Raw genomic sequence first — 19848 nt, forward strand, 5'->3', positions numbered from 1 at the left:
CTTGAGACTTTTAAAGTGTTTCCTTGCGATCGCAGCCTGCGATGGTAGGTTAATAATCTTGCTCGTCCATCATCCCGCTTAGACTAATGGTTAACACTCCAACGAAACCGTCCGCACCCGACAAGCTTTCCAAAATGGAAGGCATCAAGCAGCGCAGCGATTTTTTGCGCGAACCCGTTGCTACCGAAATTCTGGAAGATACCACCCACTTTTCGAGCGATGGTATCCAAATTCTGAAGTTTCACGGGTCATATCAGCAGGACAACCGGGATAACCGAGTCAAGGGGCAGGAGAAGGACTACCAGTTCATGCTGCGGACGCGGAATCCGGGCGGATTCATCCCGCCGGAGCTGTATTTAGCGCTGGATGATCTGTCGGAGCGATTTGGCAACCATACCCTCCGTGTCACTACGCGTCAGGGTTTCCAAATTCACGGCATTCTGAAGCGGAATCTGAAAGAGACAGTTGCGACTATTGTTAAAAACATGGGGTCAACTCTGGGAGCCTGCGGCGATTTGAACCGCAACGTGATGGCTCCCCCGGCTCCATTTCAGGACAAGCCGGAGTATGTTTACGCACGGGACTATGCTGACCGAATTGCCGACCTACTGCGGCCTCAAACCAGTGCGTATTATGACATTTGGCTGGATGGCGAGAAATTTTTAACCGCTGAGGAGCATCCCGATGTCGTGGCGGCGCGTCAGCGCAACGGCAGCGGCACGGTTATACATGACTCGGTAGAGCCAATCTACGGGGATGTCTATATGCCCCGTAAGTTCAAGTGCGCGGTCACGGTGCCGGGCGACAACTCCATTGATGTCTATACCCAAGACGTCGGTCTAATTGTCATTACCAGCAAGAAGGGCAAACTGAAGGGCTTCAACGTCCTAGCAGGTGGCGGCATGGGTCGCACCCACAACAAGGAAGAAACCTTTGCGCGACTGGCTGATCCAATCGGCTACGTCGATAAGGACGATGTTTATGACCTGATTAAAGCGATCGTGTCAACGCAGCGCGACTATGGCGATCGCGCTCAGCGGCGGCATGCTCGGATGAAGTATTTGCTGCACGATTGGGGCGTTGACAAGTTCCGAGCCAAGGTGGAAGAGTACTTTGGCAAGGAGCTGGAGCCGTTCAAAAAGCTATCCACGTTTGAATTTCGGGACTATCTGGGTTGGCAGGAGCAGGGTGACGGCAAGCTGTTCTTGGGCATTTCGATCCAGAACGGTCGGGTAGCAGACTGGCCCAATCTGAAGCTGAAGACGGCCCTGCGCGAGATTACGCAGCAGTTCCATCTGCCGATGCGGCTGACGGGCAACCACGATATCGTTATTTACGATATTGAGCCCAAGGCGAAGAAGAAAATCCAGGCCATTCTGGATGAAAATGGCATCAAGAAAGAAACCGACATTGATCCGCTGGTGCGCTACTCAATGGCTTGCCCAGCGCTGCCGACCTGCGGTTTGGCGATCACAGAGTCGGAGCGGATTCTGCCGAGCATGATTGATCGGGTGCGGGCGCTGCTGAACCAGCTTGGCCTAGAGAAAGAAGAGTTCTTCATTCGGATGACGGGTTGCCCCAATGGTTGCGCCCGCCCCTATATGGCGGAACTAGGTTTTGTGGGCAGTGCGCCGGATTCCTATCAGCTTTGGCTGGGCGGTGCGCCGAATCAAACGCGGCTGGCGCAGCCGTTTATTGACCGGATGCATATTGACACGCTGGAAGACACGCTGACGCCAATTTTTGTCTTTTTTCGCGAGAAGCGTAAGTCGAAGGAAAGCTTTGGTGATTTCTGTGCGCGGGTTGGTTTCGATGCGCTTCGTGAGTATATGGATCGCTATCAGCCAGGGGATGACCAGCACCTCAAGAGCAGCACGGCTAAGCAGGGTCGCAAGCACAAGCGGCGGGTGACGGTGGATGATGAGCTGTACGATCTGCTGAAAGAAGCGGCTATGCGGCAAAATCGCTCAATGACTGAAGTAACGGCTGAAGCACTGCAAAAGTACCTCAAGAGTTAAACTCAAGCCTAAAAACCCAAAGAGGCATGTTGCTGCCGCATTGCGGCAGCAACATGCCTCTTTGAATGAAAAAAATCTATGACAAATTCCTACGCTGCGTTGCTCGTGTGGAAGTAAACAGGTTAGGTATAGGTCAGCTATGAGGGATAACGATTGTCCCCTAAGCCCTACTGTCAAGCGGCACATGCATTATGACTGCTTCTGTTTCTTCCCGGCGCGTATTGTGGCTACAGGTTTGGGGATTGGCCGCCGTGCAAGGTGCGATCGCACTGATGTGGGTGATTTATAACTTGTACCTGGCAGACTTGTTGATCCAGGTTGGATTCCCTAGAGGCTTGGCGGTGGGGCTGCTCGTGCTGGAAAATCTGCTGGCGATGGTGATGGAGCCGCTAATGGGCAGCTTTTCGGATCGGGCGCAGCAGTGGGTGGGTAGCCGCTTTCCAATAATTGCCGTGGGTGTGGTATTAGCCGCCGTCTGCTTTATTCTGATTCCGTTCGCTGTGGTTTTTGGTTGGGATTCCGGCGCAGCCCGCTGGCTTTTACCGATTATCCTGGTGGCTTGGGCACTGGCCATGACGGTGTTTCGCAGCCCAGCCCTGTCACTCTTGGGGCGATATGCCTTTGCCACCCACTTGCCGCAAGCGGCGAGTATTTTGACGCTCGTGGGCGGCGTGGCGGGGGCGATGGGGCCACTGGCGAGTGAGTTTATTTTGGGACTAGGGCCAGTGGTGGCGTTTGGCTTGGGTTCGTTTGTGCTGCTAGTTGCGGCTGGGGCATTGCGCCTGTTTGATCCGGATCGCACGGTTAAACCTTTAGACACAGCCGCCAATAAAGCCGATGGAAGCCGCGCAATCGCACATCCGCCCGTTTCGATTCCAGCACTGGGATTAATCTTCGGTGCAGGCGTGGGTGTGGGATTGGGCTTTCGGTTGCTGATGCTGAGCTTTCCCCAGCTCGTCCAGGCTCAGGCGGTTGATAATCCTAGCTTGGTCGTGGGGCTAATTTTTATTGCCCTGGCTGTTACTGCCATACCAGCAGGCACGCTCACGACTCGGCTGGGCAATCGTTTGGGCATGATGATTGGACTGGCGGCGATGGCGATTTTTTGCGGACTGATGATCTTGATGCAGGGATTGGTGACAGCGGCGGGACTTGCGATCGCACTGGGAGCTGCCTTCAGTCTCGTTTCCAACAGCACAATTCCTTTTGCCCTTTCGCTGGTGCCGCCGGATAAGGCGGGTTTAGGAACGGGCATCTATTTCAGCGGTGGGGCTTTGGCCTCTAGCCTATTTGGAGTGGCGATTGCACAGTTGGAGAGTATTCCGACGAGTACAAGCGGTATTGGCAGTGCGATCTCATTTTTGGCCGCCGCTGTCTGCGTTGCGCTCAGTGTCCAACCCCAGTTTGATCACTCAAAGCTAGAAGACTATTAATTTCGCCAATGAAAAAGCCAGAAGAAGCATGTTTTATACCGTTTCGCCGTACTACAGCGACACATGCCTCATCTGGATTTCAGCTTTATAGGTGCGCAAAATATGCGCTAAACCAACTTGAAATTTGGTAGCTATGCAGGACAATTATGCGGACAGCAACTTCACACCGTGAGTTTCAATCCCTTCTGCTCCATTGACCCGTAGCGTAAACTTAACTAACCTAGCCAGCACATGCGGGTTAGCGACCTTGCCCGTGAAAATGACAATTCGACCTCTTTGCGTAATTCTTAAACTATTGATTGTCTCTGCATCAAAGGCTTCTGTCAGTTCTAACTTGACTCGCTTCGCCAATCCGTGATGATCATATTCACCGTTCAACCCAATCCGCTCCGGCGGAATAGATTTGAAAAATCGTTGCTTCGGTGAGAACGCGCGCGAAACACGGCTACCAAATTCGAGATAGTCGCAGTTCTCTTGGAATAGAATCGTTTCCTGCATAGCACCCACAGCCTATAACCTCTTTAGCACTGTATGTTTGAAAGTGGACTCAACTTTGTGAAGTAAGCCAATCAACGCTTTATTTCAGCTTGATTTGGCAACAATATATGGCCCGAACTTTCCCTGATGGATCTTAAAAAGGTGAAGCGCTTTGAAGCAGCTTTTCCTAAACCACAACTTACTTCAACAACTCTTCACATTAAATCTAAGTGTATGTGATAGACGCTGTATCGATAACTACCCTAAAGGTAGATATTCCTGTTTTAACTCAAAAAATACAAATGTCAATTCTGTGAAGCTGCCTATGCAAGCTAGTTTGTGGTACGTCACATGTCATAAAAGCAGCAGAAATCAAGCCGATTTTGCACTTCAACCTTGCCGTAGATCTACGGAGACAGTTCATCAATCTTAAAGATATTCATTAGTTTATCGGGAGTTTTACGTAGGTGTGCCAGATGTACTAGACAAGGTGACGTATCGAAAACGCTAACCTACAGTATGGAATTACGGAGGCTAGATCTTGCCAGAAAGTAGCATGGTTGGGCAGATTCCTCGGTAGAATCTTCATCGTTGTAGTTAGAGGGATTACAAAAATGCCCAAGTATGTGATGTGGGGCAGCTATTGCGAGAACGTGCTGGAAAAGCGAGCCCCCTATCGGGAAGCGCATCTGGCCGGATTGGCCAAGCAAAAAGAAGCGGGTCAGCTGATCACGCTGGGGCCAACCGCAGACACGACGATGGTGTTTGGTATTTATGAAGCGGCAAGCGAAGCTGAGGTGCGATCGCTAGTTGAGGGTGACCCCTATTGGCAAAACGGTATCTGGACAGAGTATTTCGTCAAAGAGTGGATTCAGGCGTTCTAGTAGGGGCGTTAGCGAAGCCATGCCCGAAGGGCTATATGGCTATTCGCCCCTCGACGCGATTTGGAGGTCAGGGCGAATGCCATTTGCCCCTACGAGTGATTGATGCAGAATTGAATGGCCTGTTCTATATCATTTGTTTGATTGGGATAGGTGATTGCAGGGCGCTCAATCGTCACCAGCAAAATGCCAAGCTGCGCGGCAATTTGGCGTTTAGTATCCTCCCCTCCAGCCGTGCCGGATGCTTTTGTCACGACCATTGAAATTTGCCACTGCTGCCAGAGGGCTTGTTCTAGTGCAGGAGTGACAGGGGGACGGAGGGCGATGATACGGTCAGGGGTGAAACCAGCGGCTAAAGCGGTGTTGAGGGCAACGGTTGAGGGCAGAATCCGCACAAACAGGGCTGCTCGGTCTTGCCACGGTTGAAACAGCGGTAGCCAGCGGTAGCCAATGGTCAGCAGGACTCGCTGATCGGTGAAGATGTCGCTGGCAATTACGTCTTCTATTGACGGAAATACCAGGTGACTGGAGTGGCTTGGTGCGATCGCAGGTCGTTCGTAGCGCAGGTAGGGAATTGAGAGAGCTTGGGCGGTTGCGATCGCAGATTTCGAAATTGCTACAGCGTAGGGGTGAGAGGCGTCTACAATTGCGCTGATTCCCTGATTCTGTATAAACTGCGGCATTTCATCATCAGCTAACCGTCCAACCCAAATATCTAAGCTTGAAGATGGGGGATAAAGCTGGCGGGCGGATTCGGTGGTGACGGTGACGAGAGAGGGAATCTGATGCTGGATGAGGGCATGTGCGATCGCAGCGCTTTCCTGAGTGCCGCCAATTAACCAAATTCGTTTCGAGCTTTTCACGAAAAATAAACCCTGTTGTAGAGCGGGTTTTATTGATTAGTTTTGAGTGAGATCTGTAAGGGCGGGTTTCGTTCACCAATGTTGATTGGGAGTTTAGAGTCAACGGTTAAACCCTCCCTTACGGGGTGTTTGGGCTACTTTGTATAACAGTCCCTAGACTCCGTTTCAACGCTGAAATCCCCTTAAATCCCCCTTAAAAAGCAGGGCTGATTTATTGAAAAAAGGAAAATAGACGGGGGATATCGTGGGCTAAATGCCGCAGTCCCTTGGTGATGGAGGCAAATCCGGCTTGGCGAAACAGATTGACCGCAATCGTTCGCACAATCGCAAAATTGGTCGGTGCATGACCATCACACAAAGGGGCGTGATCTTCATGAAGCACGACATCCTTTGGCCAATGCAATCGATTCTCAATGTGCCAATGAGAGCGAATGTGCTGAGCAAAGCCTACGGCATCCAACGGGAGTGAACTGATGTAGAACATGGTCTGAGTGTAAGGCTGGTTGTCACGAGTTCCGACTCGTTCGACTCGAACCATGCGCTCGACTCCAACCCAACCGGGGTCTATCCCTGCGACTGATTCCAAAACACTGACGGTACGACTTGTTTGGCGCTCACGCGTTCGTTCAACTTGGCAATCTGAACTGGTGGGTAACGATTGCTCAAACTGGGTTCGCAGATGCTCAAACAGCTTAGGTTGGTTCGGCTTGACGGCCATCAGGTAGTCATTGCCACTGGCAATAATCTGCTCAACCGTTTTTTTGAGTGTGCAACGCATCAAAACTGAAGCAAACTCCTTTGAATTGCAAGACATCTAACAAGGTCTGCACGGTGACAATCTCACTTTGCTGTTGGTTTCGCATCGATTGGAGTCCAACCACGACCCCTTGTTGCACACTGAAGGCAGAGACGACACTGACGAAGTCTTGATAACTTTGGTCATAGTCTGTGACGGTTGCCTTGATACTCTTGCCATCGGTGGCCAGTTGTTCTCCGGTTTGGGGCGCAAATGCCGTTGTTGCCCAGTCATTGAAGGCTTGACTCAGGTGTTCAAAGTTGGTTCGCACGATCACCTTGCGGATCGTTGAGTAGGCGGGCAGTCGGGTGTGAGGCAGCTCTAAACAGTCCAGCAACACCGTTTGATGCCGTTCGACGAAATCTTCAATCGCTCGGTAACCCAAGCACCCACTCATCGTTGCCATGATGATCAAAAGCAGCACGACCCACAGGGGATATCGCGGTTGAGTTCGAAAGTCTGGAATTTGCTTGAGATGGCTGATGAGGCTCATGGTTTAGTTGTTGTGCAAAAATGGTTACCTATCTCATTATCTTTTTTCTCTCATCAATAAATCAGCCCTGCCCTTAAAAAGGGGGAACTTTGAGTCAATTCCCCCCTTTTTAAGGGGGGCAAGGGGGGATCATTTCGGGGTTGAGAAGCAGTGATCAAGATGTGTATACACGGTAGGGGGTGTTTGGGGAAGCGGATCTAGGTTGGCCACTTGACGCAGAAACCGTGGAATAGCTCACCTTCGCGCTGCTTGGTAACTTTTGCGCCAGATTGTTTAATTAAGGCTTTCCAATCCGCAATGGATTCGAGAAAGACTTCTGCGCCGAGGTAAGTTTCCAGAATGGCCCAGTTTTCGGCGAGGGGAATGTCGGGATTCAGCACGTCAAACACAAAAGCGCCGCCAGGTTTCAGTACCTTTTGCACTTCTTCCATGACGGTTTGCCAGTAGTCCAAGTCGTAGTAGCAGCTAAAGCCAACTGCGATCGCAAGATCAAAATAATCTGCATCGTACTCCAGCTTATGAGCCGGAGCGAGACGCGCACCTTTGAACAGCTTGGAGTTGAGCTGGGGGCTGCGGGAATTGAGAGTTTCCTGCGCGACGCTGCTGATTTCTTGACCGTGGAAGTAGGCTTGCCACTCGTTCCAGGGATAAATCAGAAAGCTGACGCCGCAGCCCAGATCCAGGCAATGCTGATTTTTCTTGGGTTTCGCCAGTTCCCAAAATGGGGTTGATTTTCTGGCAGCTAGCGCTCCGGAGGCCCATTCGTGAAAAACGGGCATGGCTTCCACTTCAGCAGGCAGATCGAACGGTTGCTGCTGATATTCCTTGTTGTAGCGCTGTGCGATCGCAGTAATTTGCTTTTGCCAATTTGCGGCTTGGCTACCGGGATGCTGAGACGCGGAACTATTGAACCAACTGTTTTGGGGGCGATTGGTCATTCCCTATCCCTTTAATGCTTTGTTGAAATTCTGACGATAGTTTTTGTTGGTCAAAAACAGGGGCCACAGCAGGGTCAGTACAGCGCGATTTTGGGTGAAGTTGGTGCGATTGAAGCCTTTCCAGAAACGAAAGGCACCATAGCCATAGCCACCCAGGGCCAAAATACCAATCAGTGGAAACATAATGAAACTCTCGCGGTATTCAATCGAAGTTTAAGTGTTTTTACAGTTCAAGTGTAGTCTAACCGATTGGCTATCGGCGATGAAGCACATATTTCTCAGTACCAATGAAGATCCTCAATCCCGGTTTTGTTGGGTTTTGCTAGCGCTCTAGCCAACCTCCGAAAGAACAGGGAGAGCAAGAGTTTTGTCAGTCAACCAGCCCCGAATCTGTATTCCTATTAACGAGGAACGGTATTATCCGTTAATCTCATTAGTAGCCCGCCCCAACTGGTCAGACCGATGAGCGAATACCAATATTACGAGTTTCTAGCTGTTGATCGTCCGCTGACATCGCAAGAACAAGCTGTTATTCAGAAGCTGTCTAGTCGGGTTCAGATCAGCTCTAGCCGAGCCGTTTTTGTCTATAACTACAGTGACTTTCCGGGCGATGCAGAACAGATCTTGGCCAAATATTTCGACATCATGTTCTACATTGCCAACTGGGGTTCGTGGCAGTTTATGTTTCGACTGCCATCTGCGATCGCAGATCTGGAGTGGTTTGAACCGTACTGTCTGCCTCATGCGATTACCTGCACCCAGACTAAGCAGCACATTGTGCTCAATATTGAAATTAGCGACGATGGCTGGAGCGGCTGGGCGGAGGGTGACGGGTGGCTCTCACAGATTGCCCCGCTGCGGGACGATTTGCTGAAGGGTGATCTGCGGTTGCTCTACTTGGCGTGGCTGCGCGTGATCGATCAGTTTGCTGGCTATGAGCTAGAGGAGGATCCGGTTGAGCCACCTGTGCCGCCCAATTTAGGTCAGCTTTCTGCTCCGCTCAAAGCATTCATGGAACTGGTCGAACTCGATCCGGATCTGGTTGCCGCTGCTGCTCAGACGAGTCCTAAACAGAAGTCGGGGACAGAATCACCCCTGGAAAATTGGCTACCTAAACTTTCAGAAGCTGAGCGACAGGAGTTTTTGATTAAACTCGTTCGGCAGGAACCACGGGTTGATTTACAGTTGATCAGTCGGCTGAAGGAGTTGGCAGGAGCTGATCAAGCCGCACCACAGACGGCTGCTGGTACGAGACGACTATCGGAGCTGTGTGCGATCGCAGATGAGCTGAGAGACAAGCGTCTGAAGAAAGAACGAGCAGCGGCTGAAAGAAAGCGTCAGAAAGAGCAAGAAGCGGCTCGCAAAAAACGCCTGAAGTATTTGGAAAATTTTGCGCTCAAAGCTGATCAAGCCTGGGATCAGATCGTTGAGCTACTGCAGCGGAAACAAGCGAAACCGTATGATGAGGCGACGCAGTTACTGCGCGATTTACACGATGTGGCTGAGCAGCAGGGGAAGTTACCTGAGTTTCGCGATCGGTTTGAGCGTTTGAAATCGGACTATAGCAATCGTCCCGCGCTGATGAAACGATTTGAGACAATCAAAGTTTAAGGGTCAATTTAGCACTTGCGGATAAATCTGTTGTAACAGTCCGATTTCGCCAATCACAGCCAAATTGCTTAGAGGCGAGGTGTTACTGACAACCCGCATTAACAACCATCCTGACGCAGGCTGGAAAGATCTTGCTCTAGGTCTTCCACATCGTAGTGAACGCAGATGCCACGGCTAGCAATGAGACGTTGAAATTCAATTTGATGCAGTTCCGCAATTTGGCTAGCGGTACCCAGCGTAATCCGTTCTTGTTGGAATAGAGTAATCGCTAATTCTGCTCGCAAATCGGTTTCAGTTAATTGGAGATCATCTGGCAGATCGAGCGTGATTTGCATGACTCATGCTCCACAACAGGTCTTCACAAATTCTGACACGTTGACTTGTGTTGATGCTCAATTACCTAATCGGCTCGATAGAATGGGCGCTTCACGACTTTGGTGGGATAGGTTTTACCGCGAATTTCGACTTCAAGCTCCTGGCCGACCTTACTGAGTTCTGTGGGGACGTAGGCCAGTGCAATTGGCTGACCGACTGTGGGTGCGAGGGTGCCGCTGGTGACGATACCGACGGAGGTGCCCTCGTGTAGGACGAAGTAGTCATGACGGGCGATATTGCGGCCCCGCATTTGTAGGCCAACGAGACAGCGTTCCACGCCATTTTCTTGCTGCTTTTCCAAGACGGAGCGACCAATGAAATCGCCCTTGCGATCCAGATGCACCAGCCAGCCTAAGCCTGCTTCTAGGGGAGTGGTGGTGTCGCCGATATCCTGACCGTAGAGGGCTAGTGCGGCTTCAAGACGGAGAGTGTCCCGTGCGCCCAGGCCGCAGGGGATGATGTCCAAATCGAGGAGTATCCGCCACAGTTTCGTGGCGTCGCTGTTGTCTACCATGATTTCGAAGCCGTCTTCGCCTGTGTAGCCCGTGCGGGCCATGAAGGCGTCGTAGCCTGCGAGCCGAGTCTCGATGTGGGCGAAGCGTTTGACTTTGGATAAATCCGCTTCAGCGATGGTTTGCAGCTTTTTGACCGCATTTGGCCCCTGGACGGCAAGTAGGGCGTTGTCCCGTGAGAGATCGGTGAAGGCGACTTGCCCTTGAGGCAGGTGATCGAGTAGCCAGTACTTGTCTTTGCTGGTGGTGGCGGCGTTGACGATCAGGAAAATGCGATCGCGCTTTTCGTCGTCCGTCGCTTGATAGTAAATAATCAGGTCGTCGATGATGCCTGCGTTTTCGTTGAGCAGGACGGTGTACTGGGCGCGACCGGGTTTGAGCTTGCTCAAATCGGTGGGCACTAGTGCTTGCAGATGTTCGATCAGATTGTTGCCGACCAGCGTGAACTTGCCCATGTGGGAGATGTCAAACACGCCTGCATTTTGCCGTACCGCTTCATGCTCTTGGCGAATGCCGCTGTACTGGACGGCCATTTCCCAACCCGAAAAATCGACCATTCGCCCTTTCAGTTTCAGGGCTTCTTTGTAGAGCGGCGTTTGCAGCAGCGTTTGGGTTTCAGCCGGAGTTGGGTTCGATTCAGTCATGAAGATTGTTTATCGGTGTTGAACGCATTGATCGGGGCAGGGATTAGCGCTCAGATTGGAAAAATTGGCGAAAATCTTCATCCTGATCGCTAAGCTGTGCCCAGTTTACACCGATTGCTTCTAGACGTTTGACTAATCTTGCACAGGCTGGTCGCTCGGTAGCGTAATGTCCAGCATCGATGAGGACAATGTTGCGATCGCGGGCTTCTTGAAATTGGTGAAACTTGCAGTCGGAGGTGAGATAGGCTTGCGCTCCGGTTTTGGCGACGGCGGAGAGAAAGCTGGCTCCTGAACCGCCCAGGACGGCTAAGCGATTGATGGGCTGATCCAGATCGGCGGCTGGTGAGTAGATTAAGTCCGGCGGATTGAGCGTTTGCTGAATTTGGCTGAGCAGTTCGTCCAGCGACAGGGCCGGAGAGAGGTTGCCAACGCGACCGTAACCCAGGCCGTCTTGAGTCGGCACTACGGGTTGCGAGTCCTGTAAGTTCAATAGCTGGGCCAGCACGTCCGCCGTTCCGTCTGCTACCTGGTCAAAGTTGGTATGAGCCGTATATACGCCGATCCGGTGCTCGTAGGCCAGCGCCACCATGTCAGCGACGGGATTTCCCGGTTGCAGCGACTTAACGGGACTGAAGATCAGCGGATGGTGAGCAAAAATCAGGTTGACGGGTGTTCCCGCTTGGCAACGTGCGATCGCATCTTGCATCACCGCCAGCGTCGGCGTCAGACACACCAGCACTCGCGCGTCTTGGTCTAGAATTCCAGGCTGCACCTGCCAGCCACAGTTATCCCAGTCTTCCTGCCAAGCCGGATTGGCCCAAGCTTCAAACTGCTGAATTAGGTCTGCAATGTTCATAGATCTCACCGTTCAGTTTTTGCGATCGCAATGATTCATGTGATTCGAAAGTGCGATCGCTGTAATTCCGTGCAATTGGCAATTGTCCTTATCTTCTGCCGCAATCCTACCGCGCTTCCTCCTACATCCTGCAAGCCCCGGAAGTTTTACAACTTGGTCTTTTCAACTCCCTCTACAGCCTCTACAGCCCTTTACACCCTCACCCTCTCCTACCCATCCACCCATCCACCCTCTCACCCCCTATAAACTTTTTTGAAAATTCGCAACGAAATGGGAAGCAACGGGAGATGCTGATTGAGTGAATCAACGCCACAATCATCTTTCCAAATGCAGGGTGGCACCGCCCATCAGCTTTTATACCCGTCCAAATCACCTGCTATGACCAACCCATCCCTAAAGACAACTCCAGCACCTGACGTATTCGATGACGTACTAAATGATTCCGTTCACGTTGCGCCGCTGCCCTCTCGACGTAAGCTCTGGATGGCTGCCATCAAACCGCCAATGTATAGTGTAGCGATTATGCCGATTTGTCTCGGAACGGCAGTTGCTTACTACACAACGGGCCTATTCAATGGGGCAATCTTTAGTGTTTTTTGTATTGCGGCCATCCTAATCTTAGCCTGGGAAAATATTAGTAATGATGTATTTGATTCTGAAACTGGAATTGATCAGAATAAGCATCACTCGCTGGTGAATTTAACGCAAAGAAAGAATCTTGTTTTTGCTGTCGGTAATTTGCTTTTAGCGCTAGGTATTGCCGGGATTATTAGTATTTCAGTTTGGCAGAAAGACTTTACTGTTTTAGGTTTAATTTTGCTGTGTTGCTTCTTGGGCTATGCCTATCAGGGGCCACCGTTTCGCTTGGGATATCAAGGATTAGGCGAAATTCTATGCTTCTTTGCCTTTGGCCCAGTGGGGCTTGCAGCCGTTTACTATAGCCAAGCTCAATCTTGGTCTTGGAACAGTTTAGCTGCATCAATCCCATTGGGAATCACAACAAGCTTAGTCTTATTCTGCTCCCATTTCCATCAGGTAGAAGACGATATTCAAGCTGGAAAAACATCACCCATTGTCCGTTTGGGAACGTTACGAGGCTCGGAACTTTTAACGTGGATTTGTGGCAGTGTTTTTGTTTACATTATTGGTTGTGTTTTGGCAGGTTTATTTCCTGCTTGGACACTGATTACCGTATTGAGTTTTCCGCTAGCTGTTCGGCTCTATCGCCATGTGTCACAGAACCACGATCAGCCAGAGCGAGTCAGTAACTGCAAATTTTATGCAATTCATTTTCACTTTGTTAGCGGTGTTTTGTTGTGTTTGGGGTTTGTTTTGGGGTAGGTGATGGTGAGTGGTTGATGGTTAATAGTTGATGGTTGATGGTGATTGCTTAGTTGAGATGGGTCAGGTGGCGATTGAGTATTTGCCCTATCGTCGTTCGTTTCGGCAACCTTTGCGATCGCATCATGGTGCTTGGACAGTGCGGGAAGGAATTTTGCTCAAGGTTACGGATGAGCAAGGGGAAGTCGGTTTTGGTGAGATTGCGCCGTTAGAGTGGTTTGGCTCCGAATCCCTTGCAGATGCGCTGGCCTTTTGTGAGCAACTGCCTCAGACGCTGACGCCTGATTGTGTTAATCAGATTCCGGATACGCTGCCTGCGACTCAGATGGGTTTTGAATCGGCGTTTAATTCTGCTGCCTTAAAGAGAATTGCACCTCTGACTCATTCTTTTCTTTTCTCTAATTCGCTTGAATTCTGTGGGCTTTTGCCCACTGGAAAAGCGGCGTTAACTTCCTATTCATCGCTGTATCAGCAGGGCTATCGTACGTTCAAAGTCAAAATTGGCGTGGCAGATTGGGTTGTGGAACAAGCTTGGCTCAATGAGTTAATTCAGCGTTTTTCACCTGATATAAAACTGCGGCTTGATGCAAATGGTGGACTGACTATAGAAGACGCGCATCACTGGTTGGAATGGTGCGATCGCAACCTTATCGAGTTCCTAGAACAACCGTTATCTGTTGATCAATTTATATCCATGCAAACCCTGGCGGAGCAGTATCAAACGCCGCTGGCACTAGATGAATCGGTGGCGACGCTGACGCAGTTACAGGATTGTTATCAGAAAGGCTGGCGAGGAATTTTTGTGGTTAAATCTGCGATCGCAGGTTCACCCCGGAAACTGCACCAGTTCTGTCAGCAGCATCCGATTCGTTTGGTATTTTCGACCGTTTTTGAAACAGTTATTGGTAGACAGTCGGCATTGAGCTTAGCTGTGGATTTAAACTCCCCAGATCTGGCGGTTGGCTTTGGCGTAGGGCATTGGTTTGGGGATGATTGGGATGGGTTGGAGGCGGAGGAATTGTGGGAGAGAGTGGGAGGGTAGATGGGTGGATGGGTAGATGGGTAGATGGGTAGATGGATGGATGGGTAGATGAGTGGATGGGTTGTAAAGAATTGGGGTTTAGGTGTAGATGGACTGGGCTTCGTATTTGGAGGGGTGTTGGCTGAAGAACTGGTGGATTAATGGTGATCTGGATGCTTTGCAGCGCTTGATTGAGGCGAAGTGGCGGGAGCTAGATCAGGTTAAATTACGGAATGCTCAACCTGTTGTTCTGCTGGTGGAGGCGGAGCCTGTGCGGTTTCTGGCGGGATTGCTGGCGGCGGGAAGTCAGGATTGTGCGCTGGTTTTGGCAAATCCGGGCTGGCGCGATCGCGAATGGCAGCAGGTGGCCCAACTCATCAAACCGGACATCATCTGGTCAGATACTCCCCTCTCCATTTTTCAATCACCAACCATTCACCATTCACTATTAACCAACTCACCATCAACCCTCCCCCGCAACGCCATTCTCATCCCCACAGGCGGATCATCCGGAGACATCAAGTTTGCAATTCATACCTGGGACACGCTAACCGCTTCTGTGCGAGGCTTTCAGCAACATTTTCAGGTGGATGCCGTGTCGTGCTACTGTACGCTGCCGCTGTATCACGTGAGCGGCTTGATGCAGGTGTTGCGATCGCTAATTTCTGGTGGCCAACTGATCATCCAACCCTTTCGCGAACTCCAGCAGGGACAATATGCAATTCTCCCCGAGACAGCAGACTCTAACTGGTTCCTCTCCCTCGTCCCCACCCAACTCCAACGCCTCCTACTCACTCAAAACTCAAAGCTCAAAGCTCAAAATTTATCTACCCATCCACCCATCCACCCATCTACTCCCTCGCTCCGCACTCCTCACTCCTCACCCCATTCACCCTTGCCCCTCCTCCCCTGGCTCGCTACACTGAAAGCCATACTCCTTGGCGGTGGAGCGGCTTGGCCGCAGTTGTTCAGTCAGGCGCGTCAGTTGGGGTTGCCGTTGGCTCCCACCTACGGCATGACTGAAACCGCATCCCAGGTTGCCACGCTGCAACCTCAAGATTTCCTAGCTGGAAACGAAAGCTGCGGTCGGGTGCTTCCCCATGCTGAGATCACAATTCATGACGAAACCGGAGCCATCTTGCCTCCCGGCCAGCCCGGACAGATCAGAATTCAAGCAAAATCCCTAGCTTTCGGCTATTTGTCGCTCCAACCGACAACCAACTTTCTCCCCATCACCCATCCACCCATCCACCCATCCACCCTCCCACCCATCCACTCCTTCCAACCCGACGACCAAGGCTATCTCGACGCTGATGGCAATCTCCATATCGTGGGCCGCAACAGCACCAAGATCATTACGGGTGGCGAAAACGTGTTTCCGGAGGAAGTGGAAGCGGTGATTCGAGCGACAGGTTTGGTTGCTGATGTCTGCGTGGTGGGTGTACCGGATGCTGAGTGGGGGCAAGCTGTGACGGCGATTTGGGTGCCGGGAGTTGATACCGATCGGGAGAGAATTGAGCAGAAGTTACGAAGCGCGATCGCAACTCAACTCAGCAAGTATAAACATCCCAAGCGCTGGCTGATGGTGGAGCAGTTGCCGCGTAATGCTCAGGGGAAAATTGTGCGATCGCAGTTGGCTCTCTAGACTCGCAATTCACTGTGCCGAAAGCAGTCAACCGTATGGTCATTCACTAGTCCGGCTGCCTGCATGAAGGCGTAGCAGATGGTGGAGCCGACAAACTTGAAGCCGCGTTTTTTCAGATCTTTGCTGAGGGCGTCGGACTCTGGAGAGGTGGCGGGGACTTGCTCTGGGGTTTGCCAGGTGTTTTGAATGGTTTTGTTGTCAACGAACTGCCAAATGTAGTGGTCAAAACTGCCGAATTCGGACTGGACGGCTAGAAAGGCTTGGGCATTAGTGATGGCGGAGGCGACTTTGAGGCGATTGCGGACGATACCGGGATTTTGGAGCAGGGTTTGGTACTTAGCGTCATCGTACTGGGCGACTTTTTGCGGGTCGAAGTTGTCAAAGGCGTTGCGGTAGTTTTCGCGCTTGTGCAGAATGGTGCGCCAGCTTAAGCCAGCCTGCGCTCCGTCGAGGATGATTTTTTCAAAGAAGTGTCGATCATCATGCACCGGGACGCCCCATTCCTGGTCATGATATTCAATCATCAGCGGGTCATCGCCAACCCACGCACAGCGGTTGCCCATTTGTCTATCCTGCTGGTCTATTTGTACCAGTTTGGCTGGTATTACGACTATATGGCATAGACGCCCGTTTTGCACCCAAAAACAAAAATAGAGGAGTTCTGTTGCCGACACATGGCTGGCGAAGAACTCCTCTGAGCTGTGGGTGTGAGGTGTGAACTCTAAAAGATGAAGGTCAGCCCAAGTCGTCAACGTGAAGGAGCGTGGTGTGAGAAGCAATTGTGGTGCTTCTTGGGCTGACATCCTTAATATAAGCAGCGGTTATGAACCTCCTATGTCAATCGTGTGACAAGGAGATAAAGCTTTAGGTTTTGGTGCGATCAGTGAATCAAACAGGGAAATGAGAGGCTTACTCTCGCTATCGTAAACTTTGTTCTCATTCACCCAATCTTAGAAAAAATCGCAGTATTCTAATAACAGAAGCGAACAGCTTCTACTCACAGACAGAAGCAAAAAGCTTCTACTTTCAAAGTCCAGTCCACAGCGTAATAGGAGGTTCGTATAAACTCCGAATTAGATTCACTGGATAGTCAACTCGCAACAGCATCCAAACGAATCGCCAACGTTTCCTATTTCATCACTTAGAGAGTACTGCATCTCGCCAAGGCTATTTCAATCGAACGACACAGCGCTTAACTGGCCAAGGCTTGAGATTCAGCTCTAGATAGTATTAATGAATGGAAGGAAATGTTTAGGTTGATTGAATCGGATGCTGTTGCGCTTTTAAATGCGGGATTTTAGATGATCCCAATTCAAGTCTTCCGCTCAAAAACTCTTCATTAAATTGAGCCCAATTCTTGAATCTTTCAACCCTAGTTCGTTTGATTGTCACTCATTTGAGCCAAATTTTTGCTTGGCTTGTTCATAGACTTCTTCGGTAATTTGCGTGGCTCCCATTTCTTGAGCAAACTTTTCAATTTTCTTGCGGGCAGCCGGACGCACAAAAAAGGGAATTTCTTTTAGTCGTGCTTTTGCTTCTTCTGTCCATGCGATCGCATCACTCATACCGTTCTCCTCCGATTATTCGTTAACGTTCAGGTTGATTATCCATCTTAAGCTGAGAGCGGCACGGGTTTTGCGGGTCTGTCTCAGAAGAACTGAACAGTTTAGACGAAGGCTGGGGTGACTCGAAGAGAATGACGAAGATGGCGTTGGACATGAGGCGACGCAGGGCTTTGAGGTGTTCTTCGGCGGCACTGCGCTGGCGGAAGCGGGCGATGGTGATGCGCTGGGCTTTGGGCAGCAGGCGGATGATGCACCAAGGATGGAGTTGATCGCGGTAGTTCATAAGGGTATTTCCAGACACACGAATTTGCAGCGATGGGCGACAGGCTCACCACTTGATGAGAAACTAAATAAGGCAATCGGCTCGAAGCCCCGGCTTCTGGGACGACTTGCCAGTTGAATATTAGTTGACTATACCGTTCTTTCTATACCGAACGGTAATTACCAAGCAGTATAGTATGACGAACCAGAGCGATCAAGTCTCTCTGATGGATTTGCGTAATCGTGCGAATTTGACGCGCCGTGAAGTGGCATTGGCGCTAGGGGTTACGGAAAAAACAATTTACGTGTGGGAAACGAGTTCAAAGACGCCAAAGATGACGGTGGCTCAGGTGCAAAAGCTGATTGAGCTACTGAATTGCTCAATGGAAGAGCTAGTGCAGGCAACTGAGAAATCGCAGTAGATGTTTTGATGACAGAGAACCCGTCCGCATCTGAATCAGTATTAAAGCAGCGCCGCGAGGAGCTGGGTTTGACGCAGCGAGATGTTGCAACGGCGGCGAATGTGTCAGTGCAGACGGTGAGCAATTGGGAAACGGGGCGCTATAAGGAAGCGAAGCTAACACTGCCGCAGGTTAAAGCGCTCTGTCGCATTTTGCAGTGGACGATTGAAGACCTACCAGATGATTTGGGGCCAGTTGGCTAAAGCCCCAGTCTTTCCAGCTGATCTTCTTAGGCTAGTTGCTTGATTTATACTCACGGACTTGAGTTACACGGTAGTTACTATCTACTGTAATTGACAAAGCCATTTGCAGTGCTTGTAATGTGTCACCTGATAAGAGATCTAGCTTGTCTTCTATTGCCAACTTTAAGCTGTGATGAATTTCCATTGCCTCATCTTTCTTTTCCGTTGCTCCATCCAGGATTTGTCTTCGTACTTTTGCTAGAGGTTTGCCCTGCCCAAAGAAACTTTGAATCATATCTACAGGAACAAAGGAATCTGCATCATTAATTATTTTGTCTTGGAATAAAGAATGGAATTTGTTTTGCAAGGAAAGCCAAGCATCTAGATCTTTTCTTAAAATTTCTAATGCATGAGTTTTCGCTAGTCTATTTCCAGGTATTGAGCAACGTAAGAATACAGCTAGCATTTGAACAAAAATGGCTTTGACTGCAACTTCTGCATAACTTACATAACCTATTCCCTTTCTGATTGCTTTTCCAAACTTGGGTTGCCAAAAGTTAGAAAAATCAGAATTTTTGAAAATCTGAAATTTCTTTTCCATCAGTTTGTAGTAAATGCAATAAACTTCTCCACAGTCTCGCTCGATTTCCTTAAGCGTATTGATACTAGCAATTCTTTCATCTTTATCTAGATCAGGGCTTTCAAGTGCCAAGCTGATTTCTTTGATTTGCTTCAAGCTGCTCTGCAAAACTGCATAATCTTTAGCCTCCATATGCTCCTTAATTGCGATCAGCTCTTTTTTGATGTCTTCTAGTTTAGAGTTTATTTCTGACAAATAATGTTGTGCTGTGATGATAGCTAAACCTTGCCATACAACTGTGACGGCTGCTGCTAGTTGAAGACTTGACGTAGGTAATAAAGCAGCTTGTCCTACTATTCTTCCTTGAGAATCTACAGCGATCGCTCTCACTCCTCCTTCAGTAGCCTTCATTATGGAATATGTTCCATCTGCTATTCCCTTCGCAACTTCAGGTGAAAATCGCATGACGTAGGTGTTGCTGGTAGCAGTAAGAAGATTGCTAGCAAGCCCTGGAACATGCTGAAAAATGGCTCCCAGATCTCCCATTTGAGTAGAATTCAAAGGAATCTTTTTATGAGTTCCGTGGTGTGTTTCTGGCTCAAATGGCTCAATTTCAGCAAAAGGATTTTCTATATCTCCAATAATCAGCTTTGAGTAATTAGCTCTACCTAGCATCTGTTACCACCTATTAACTTGGGCTATTTTGCTGTAACTATACGAGATTTGGGCGTTTTCCCATTTCGCCTTTTAGTATTCCCTGGAGATAACTGAAAATAATCTGCTTCCGGCGCAATGTATGTTTTTTAACTCGCCTGACTCCAATCTTCTAGCTGTAAGCCTGCAATCAGGGAAAATCTTGGCCATCGCATGTAACAAAGTGCGATGGCGTTTTTGA

Annotated in this window: 20 protein-coding genes and 1 pseudogene; 9 read left to right on the forward strand and 12 right to left on the reverse strand. The window is 50.0% G+C overall.

All coding sequences use genetic code 11. The features are described 5' to 3' along the window. Positions 1-86 precede the first annotated feature (86 nt). Both sir and AC286M_RS15815 read left to right on the forward strand, forming a co-directional pair. Positions 87-2018 (forward strand): sulfite reductase, ferredoxin dependent, encoded by a 1932-nt coding sequence (sir, locus tag AC286M_RS15810; protein ID WP_488205302.1) that lies wholly within the window; start codon positions 87-89, stop codon positions 2016-2018. Between the two features lie 191 nt (positions 2019-2209). Continuing rightward, a complete protein-coding gene (locus AC286M_RS15815) occupies positions 2210-3451 on the forward strand; it encodes an MFS transporter (RefSeq protein ID WP_488205303.1) in 1242 nt (413 codons plus the stop codon). Between the two features lie 144 nt (positions 3452-3595). Here AC286M_RS15815 and AC286M_RS15820 read toward each other — a convergent pair whose 3' ends face one another. Continuing rightward, a complete protein-coding gene (locus AC286M_RS15820) occupies positions 3596-3949 on the reverse strand; it encodes a hypothetical protein (protein WP_488205304.1) in 354 nt (117 codons plus the stop codon). A gap of 593 nt (positions 3950-4542) precedes the next feature. On the opposite strand from AC286M_RS15820, the gene AC286M_RS15825 reads away from it, so the two are divergent. Further along, positions 4543-4812, forward strand: a complete 270-nt coding sequence (locus tag AC286M_RS15825; protein WP_488205305.1) for a YciI family protein — start codon at positions 4543-4545, stop codon at positions 4810-4812. 89 nt (positions 4813-4901) lie between these two features. Here the strand turns inward: AC286M_RS15825 and AC286M_RS15830 are convergent, their stop codons facing one another. From AC286M_RS15830 to AC286M_RS15845, 4 genes and pseudogenes are all read right to left on the reverse strand, one after another. Further along, the gene (locus AC286M_RS15830; protein ID WP_488205306.1) at positions 4902-5672 is read right to left on the reverse strand and encodes a cobalt-precorrin-6A reductase; all 771 of its coding nucleotides are present in this window, start codon (positions 5670-5672) and stop codon (positions 4902-4904) included. Between the two features lie 211 nt (positions 5673-5883). Further along, positions 5884-6961: pseudogene (locus AC286M_RS15835) on the reverse strand (ISAs1 family transposase). Positions 6962-7158: 197 nt separating this feature from the next. Continuing rightward, a complete protein-coding gene (locus AC286M_RS15840; protein ID WP_488205307.1) occupies positions 7159-7899 on the reverse strand; it encodes a class I SAM-dependent methyltransferase in 741 nt (246 codons plus the stop codon). A 3-nt stretch (positions 7900-7902) separates the two neighbouring features. Further along, complete coding sequence (locus AC286M_RS15845; RefSeq protein WP_488205308.1) at positions 7903-8082, reverse strand: hypothetical protein; 180 nt, start codon at positions 8080-8082, stop codon at positions 7903-7905. A gap of 279 nt (positions 8083-8361) precedes the next feature. Here AC286M_RS15845 and AC286M_RS15850 point away from each other — a divergent pair, with 279 nt between their 5' ends. After that, complete coding sequence (locus AC286M_RS15850) at positions 8362-9510, forward strand: cell envelope integrity TolA family protein (protein WP_488205309.1); 1149 nt, start codon at positions 8362-8364, stop codon at positions 9508-9510. A 98-nt stretch (positions 9511-9608) separates the two neighbouring features. Here AC286M_RS15850 and AC286M_RS15855 read toward each other — a convergent pair whose 3' ends face one another. The 3 genes from AC286M_RS15855 to AC286M_RS15865 form a co-directional block, all read right to left on the reverse strand. Continuing rightward, positions 9609-9845, reverse strand: a complete 237-nt coding sequence (locus AC286M_RS15855; protein ID WP_488205310.1) for a UPF0175 family protein — start codon at positions 9843-9845, stop codon at positions 9609-9611. Positions 9846-9910: 65 nt separating this feature from the next. Next, entirely contained in the window at positions 9911-11041 is a 1131-nt protein-coding gene (gene gcvT, locus AC286M_RS15860) for a glycine cleavage system aminomethyltransferase GcvT (RefSeq protein WP_488205311.1), read from the reverse strand. A 43-nt stretch (positions 11042-11084) separates the two neighbouring features. Then, a complete protein-coding gene (locus AC286M_RS15865) occupies positions 11085-11897 on the reverse strand; it encodes a Nif3-like dinuclear metal center hexameric protein (protein ID WP_488205312.1) in 813 nt (270 codons plus the stop codon). Between the two features lie 294 nt (positions 11898-12191). Between AC286M_RS15865 and menA the strand changes: the two genes are divergently transcribed. From menA to AC286M_RS15880, 3 genes are all read left to right on the forward strand, one after another. After that, on the forward strand, positions 12192-13238 hold the full coding sequence (gene menA, locus AC286M_RS15870) for a 2-carboxy-1,4-naphthoquinone phytyltransferase (RefSeq protein ID WP_488205313.1): 1047 nt from the start codon (positions 12192-12194) through the stop codon (positions 13236-13238). Positions 13239-13269: 31 nt separating this feature from the next. Next, complete coding sequence (locus AC286M_RS15875; RefSeq protein WP_488205314.1) at positions 13270-14280, forward strand: o-succinylbenzoate synthase; 1011 nt, start codon at positions 13270-13272, stop codon at positions 14278-14280. 88 nt (positions 14281-14368) lie between these two features. Continuing rightward, complete coding sequence (locus AC286M_RS15880; protein WP_488205315.1) at positions 14369-15904, forward strand: 2-succinylbenzoate--CoA ligase; 1536 nt, start codon at positions 14369-14371, stop codon at positions 15902-15904. Here AC286M_RS15880 and AC286M_RS15885 read toward each other — a convergent pair. From AC286M_RS15885 to AC286M_RS15895, 3 genes are all read right to left on the reverse strand, one after another. Further along, positions 15901-16467 carry a DNA-3-methyladenine glycosylase I gene (locus AC286M_RS15885; RefSeq protein WP_488205316.1) on the reverse strand — a complete coding sequence of 189 codons (567 nt, stop codon included), beginning with the start codon at positions 16465-16467 and terminating at the stop codon, positions 15901-15903. The two genes, AC286M_RS15880 and AC286M_RS15885, sit on opposite strands and share 4 nt — an antisense overlap. A gap of 825 nt (positions 16468-17292) precedes the next feature. Beyond that, complete coding sequence (locus AC286M_RS15890; protein WP_488205317.1) at positions 17293-17469, reverse strand: PCP reductase family protein; 177 nt, start codon at positions 17467-17469, stop codon at positions 17293-17295. A gap of 22 nt (positions 17470-17491) precedes the next feature. Continuing rightward, positions 17492-17770: a hypothetical protein gene (locus AC286M_RS15895; protein WP_488205318.1), complete on the reverse strand. Its 279-nt coding sequence runs from the start codon at positions 17768-17770 to the stop codon at positions 17492-17494. 157 nt (positions 17771-17927) lie between these two features. Between AC286M_RS15895 and AC286M_RS15900 the strand changes: the two genes are divergently transcribed. Further along, positions 17928-18152: a helix-turn-helix transcriptional regulator gene (locus AC286M_RS15900; RefSeq protein WP_488205319.1), complete on the forward strand. Its 225-nt coding sequence runs from the start codon at positions 17928-17930 to the stop codon at positions 18150-18152. Positions 18153-18160: 8 nt separating this feature from the next. Further along, positions 18161-18394: a helix-turn-helix transcriptional regulator gene (locus AC286M_RS15905; RefSeq protein ID WP_488205320.1), complete on the forward strand. Its 234-nt coding sequence runs from the start codon at positions 18161-18163 to the stop codon at positions 18392-18394. Between the two features lie 31 nt (positions 18395-18425). Here the strand turns inward: AC286M_RS15905 and AC286M_RS15910 are convergent, their stop codons facing one another. Then, positions 18426-19628, reverse strand: a complete 1203-nt coding sequence (locus AC286M_RS15910) for a hypothetical protein (RefSeq protein ID WP_488205321.1) — start codon at positions 19626-19628, stop codon at positions 18426-18428. Between the last annotated feature and the right edge of the window lie 220 nt (positions 19629-19848).

The organism is Thainema salinarum CENA647 (assembly GCF_057732415.1).

What these genes read in the sequence shown, in the direction of transcription:
- AC286M_RS15910 (WP_488205321.1), bottom strand. Translation starts at nt 19,628, where the DNA reads ATGCTAGGTAGAGCTAATTACTCAAAGCTGATTATTGGAGATATAGAA.
- AC286M_RS15855 (WP_488205310.1), bottom strand. Translation starts at nt 9,845, where the DNA reads ATGCAAATCACGCTCGATCTGCCAGATGATCTCCAATTAACTGAAACC.
- AC286M_RS15825 (WP_488205305.1), top strand. Translation starts at nt 4,543, where the DNA reads ATGCCCAAGTATGTGATGTGGGGCAGCTATTGCGAGAACGTGCTGGAA.
- AC286M_RS15890 (WP_488205317.1), bottom strand. Translation starts at nt 17,469, where the DNA reads ATGAGTGATGCGATCGCATGGACAGAAGAAGCAAAAGCACGACTAAAA.
- sir (WP_488205302.1), top strand. Translation starts at nt 87, where the DNA reads ATGGTTAACACTCCAACGAAACCGTCCGCACCCGACAAGCTTTCCAAA.
- AC286M_RS15900 (WP_488205319.1), top strand. Translation starts at nt 17,928, where the DNA reads ATGACGAACCAGAGCGATCAAGTCTCTCTGATGGATTTGCGTAATCGT.
- AC286M_RS15850 (WP_488205309.1), top strand. Translation starts at nt 8,362, where the DNA reads ATGAGCGAATACCAATATTACGAGTTTCTAGCTGTTGATCGTCCGCTG.
- AC286M_RS15865 (WP_488205312.1), bottom strand. Translation starts at nt 11,897, where the DNA reads ATGAACATTGCAGACCTAATTCAGCAGTTTGAAGCTTGGGCCAATCCG.
- AC286M_RS15840 (WP_488205307.1), bottom strand. Translation starts at nt 7,899, where the DNA reads ATGACCAATCGCCCCCAAAACAGTTGGTTCAATAGTTCCGCGTCTCAG.
- gcvT (WP_488205311.1), bottom strand. Translation starts at nt 11,041, where the DNA reads ATGACTGAATCGAACCCAACTCCGGCTGAAACCCAAACGCTGCTGCAA.
- AC286M_RS15885 (WP_488205316.1), bottom strand. Translation starts at nt 16,467, where the DNA reads ATGGGCAACCGCTGTGCGTGGGTTGGCGATGACCCGCTGATGATTGAA.
- AC286M_RS15820 (WP_488205304.1), bottom strand. Translation starts at nt 3,949, where the DNA reads ATGCAGGAAACGATTCTATTCCAAGAGAACTGCGACTATCTCGAATTT.
- AC286M_RS15845 (WP_488205308.1), bottom strand. Translation starts at nt 8,082, where the DNA reads ATGTTTCCACTGATTGGTATTTTGGCCCTGGGTGGCTATGGCTATGGT.
- AC286M_RS15875 (WP_488205314.1), top strand. Translation starts at nt 13,270, where the DNA reads ATGGTTGATGGTGATTGCTTAGTTGAGATGGGTCAGGTGGCGATTGAG.
- AC286M_RS15815 (WP_488205303.1), top strand. Translation starts at nt 2,210, where the DNA reads ATGACTGCTTCTGTTTCTTCCCGGCGCGTATTGTGGCTACAGGTTTGG.
- AC286M_RS15905 (WP_488205320.1), top strand. Translation starts at nt 18,161, where the DNA reads ATGACAGAGAACCCGTCCGCATCTGAATCAGTATTAAAGCAGCGCCGC.
- AC286M_RS15880 (WP_488205315.1), top strand. Translation starts at nt 14,369, where the DNA reads ATGGACTGGGCTTCGTATTTGGAGGGGTGTTGGCTGAAGAACTGGTGG.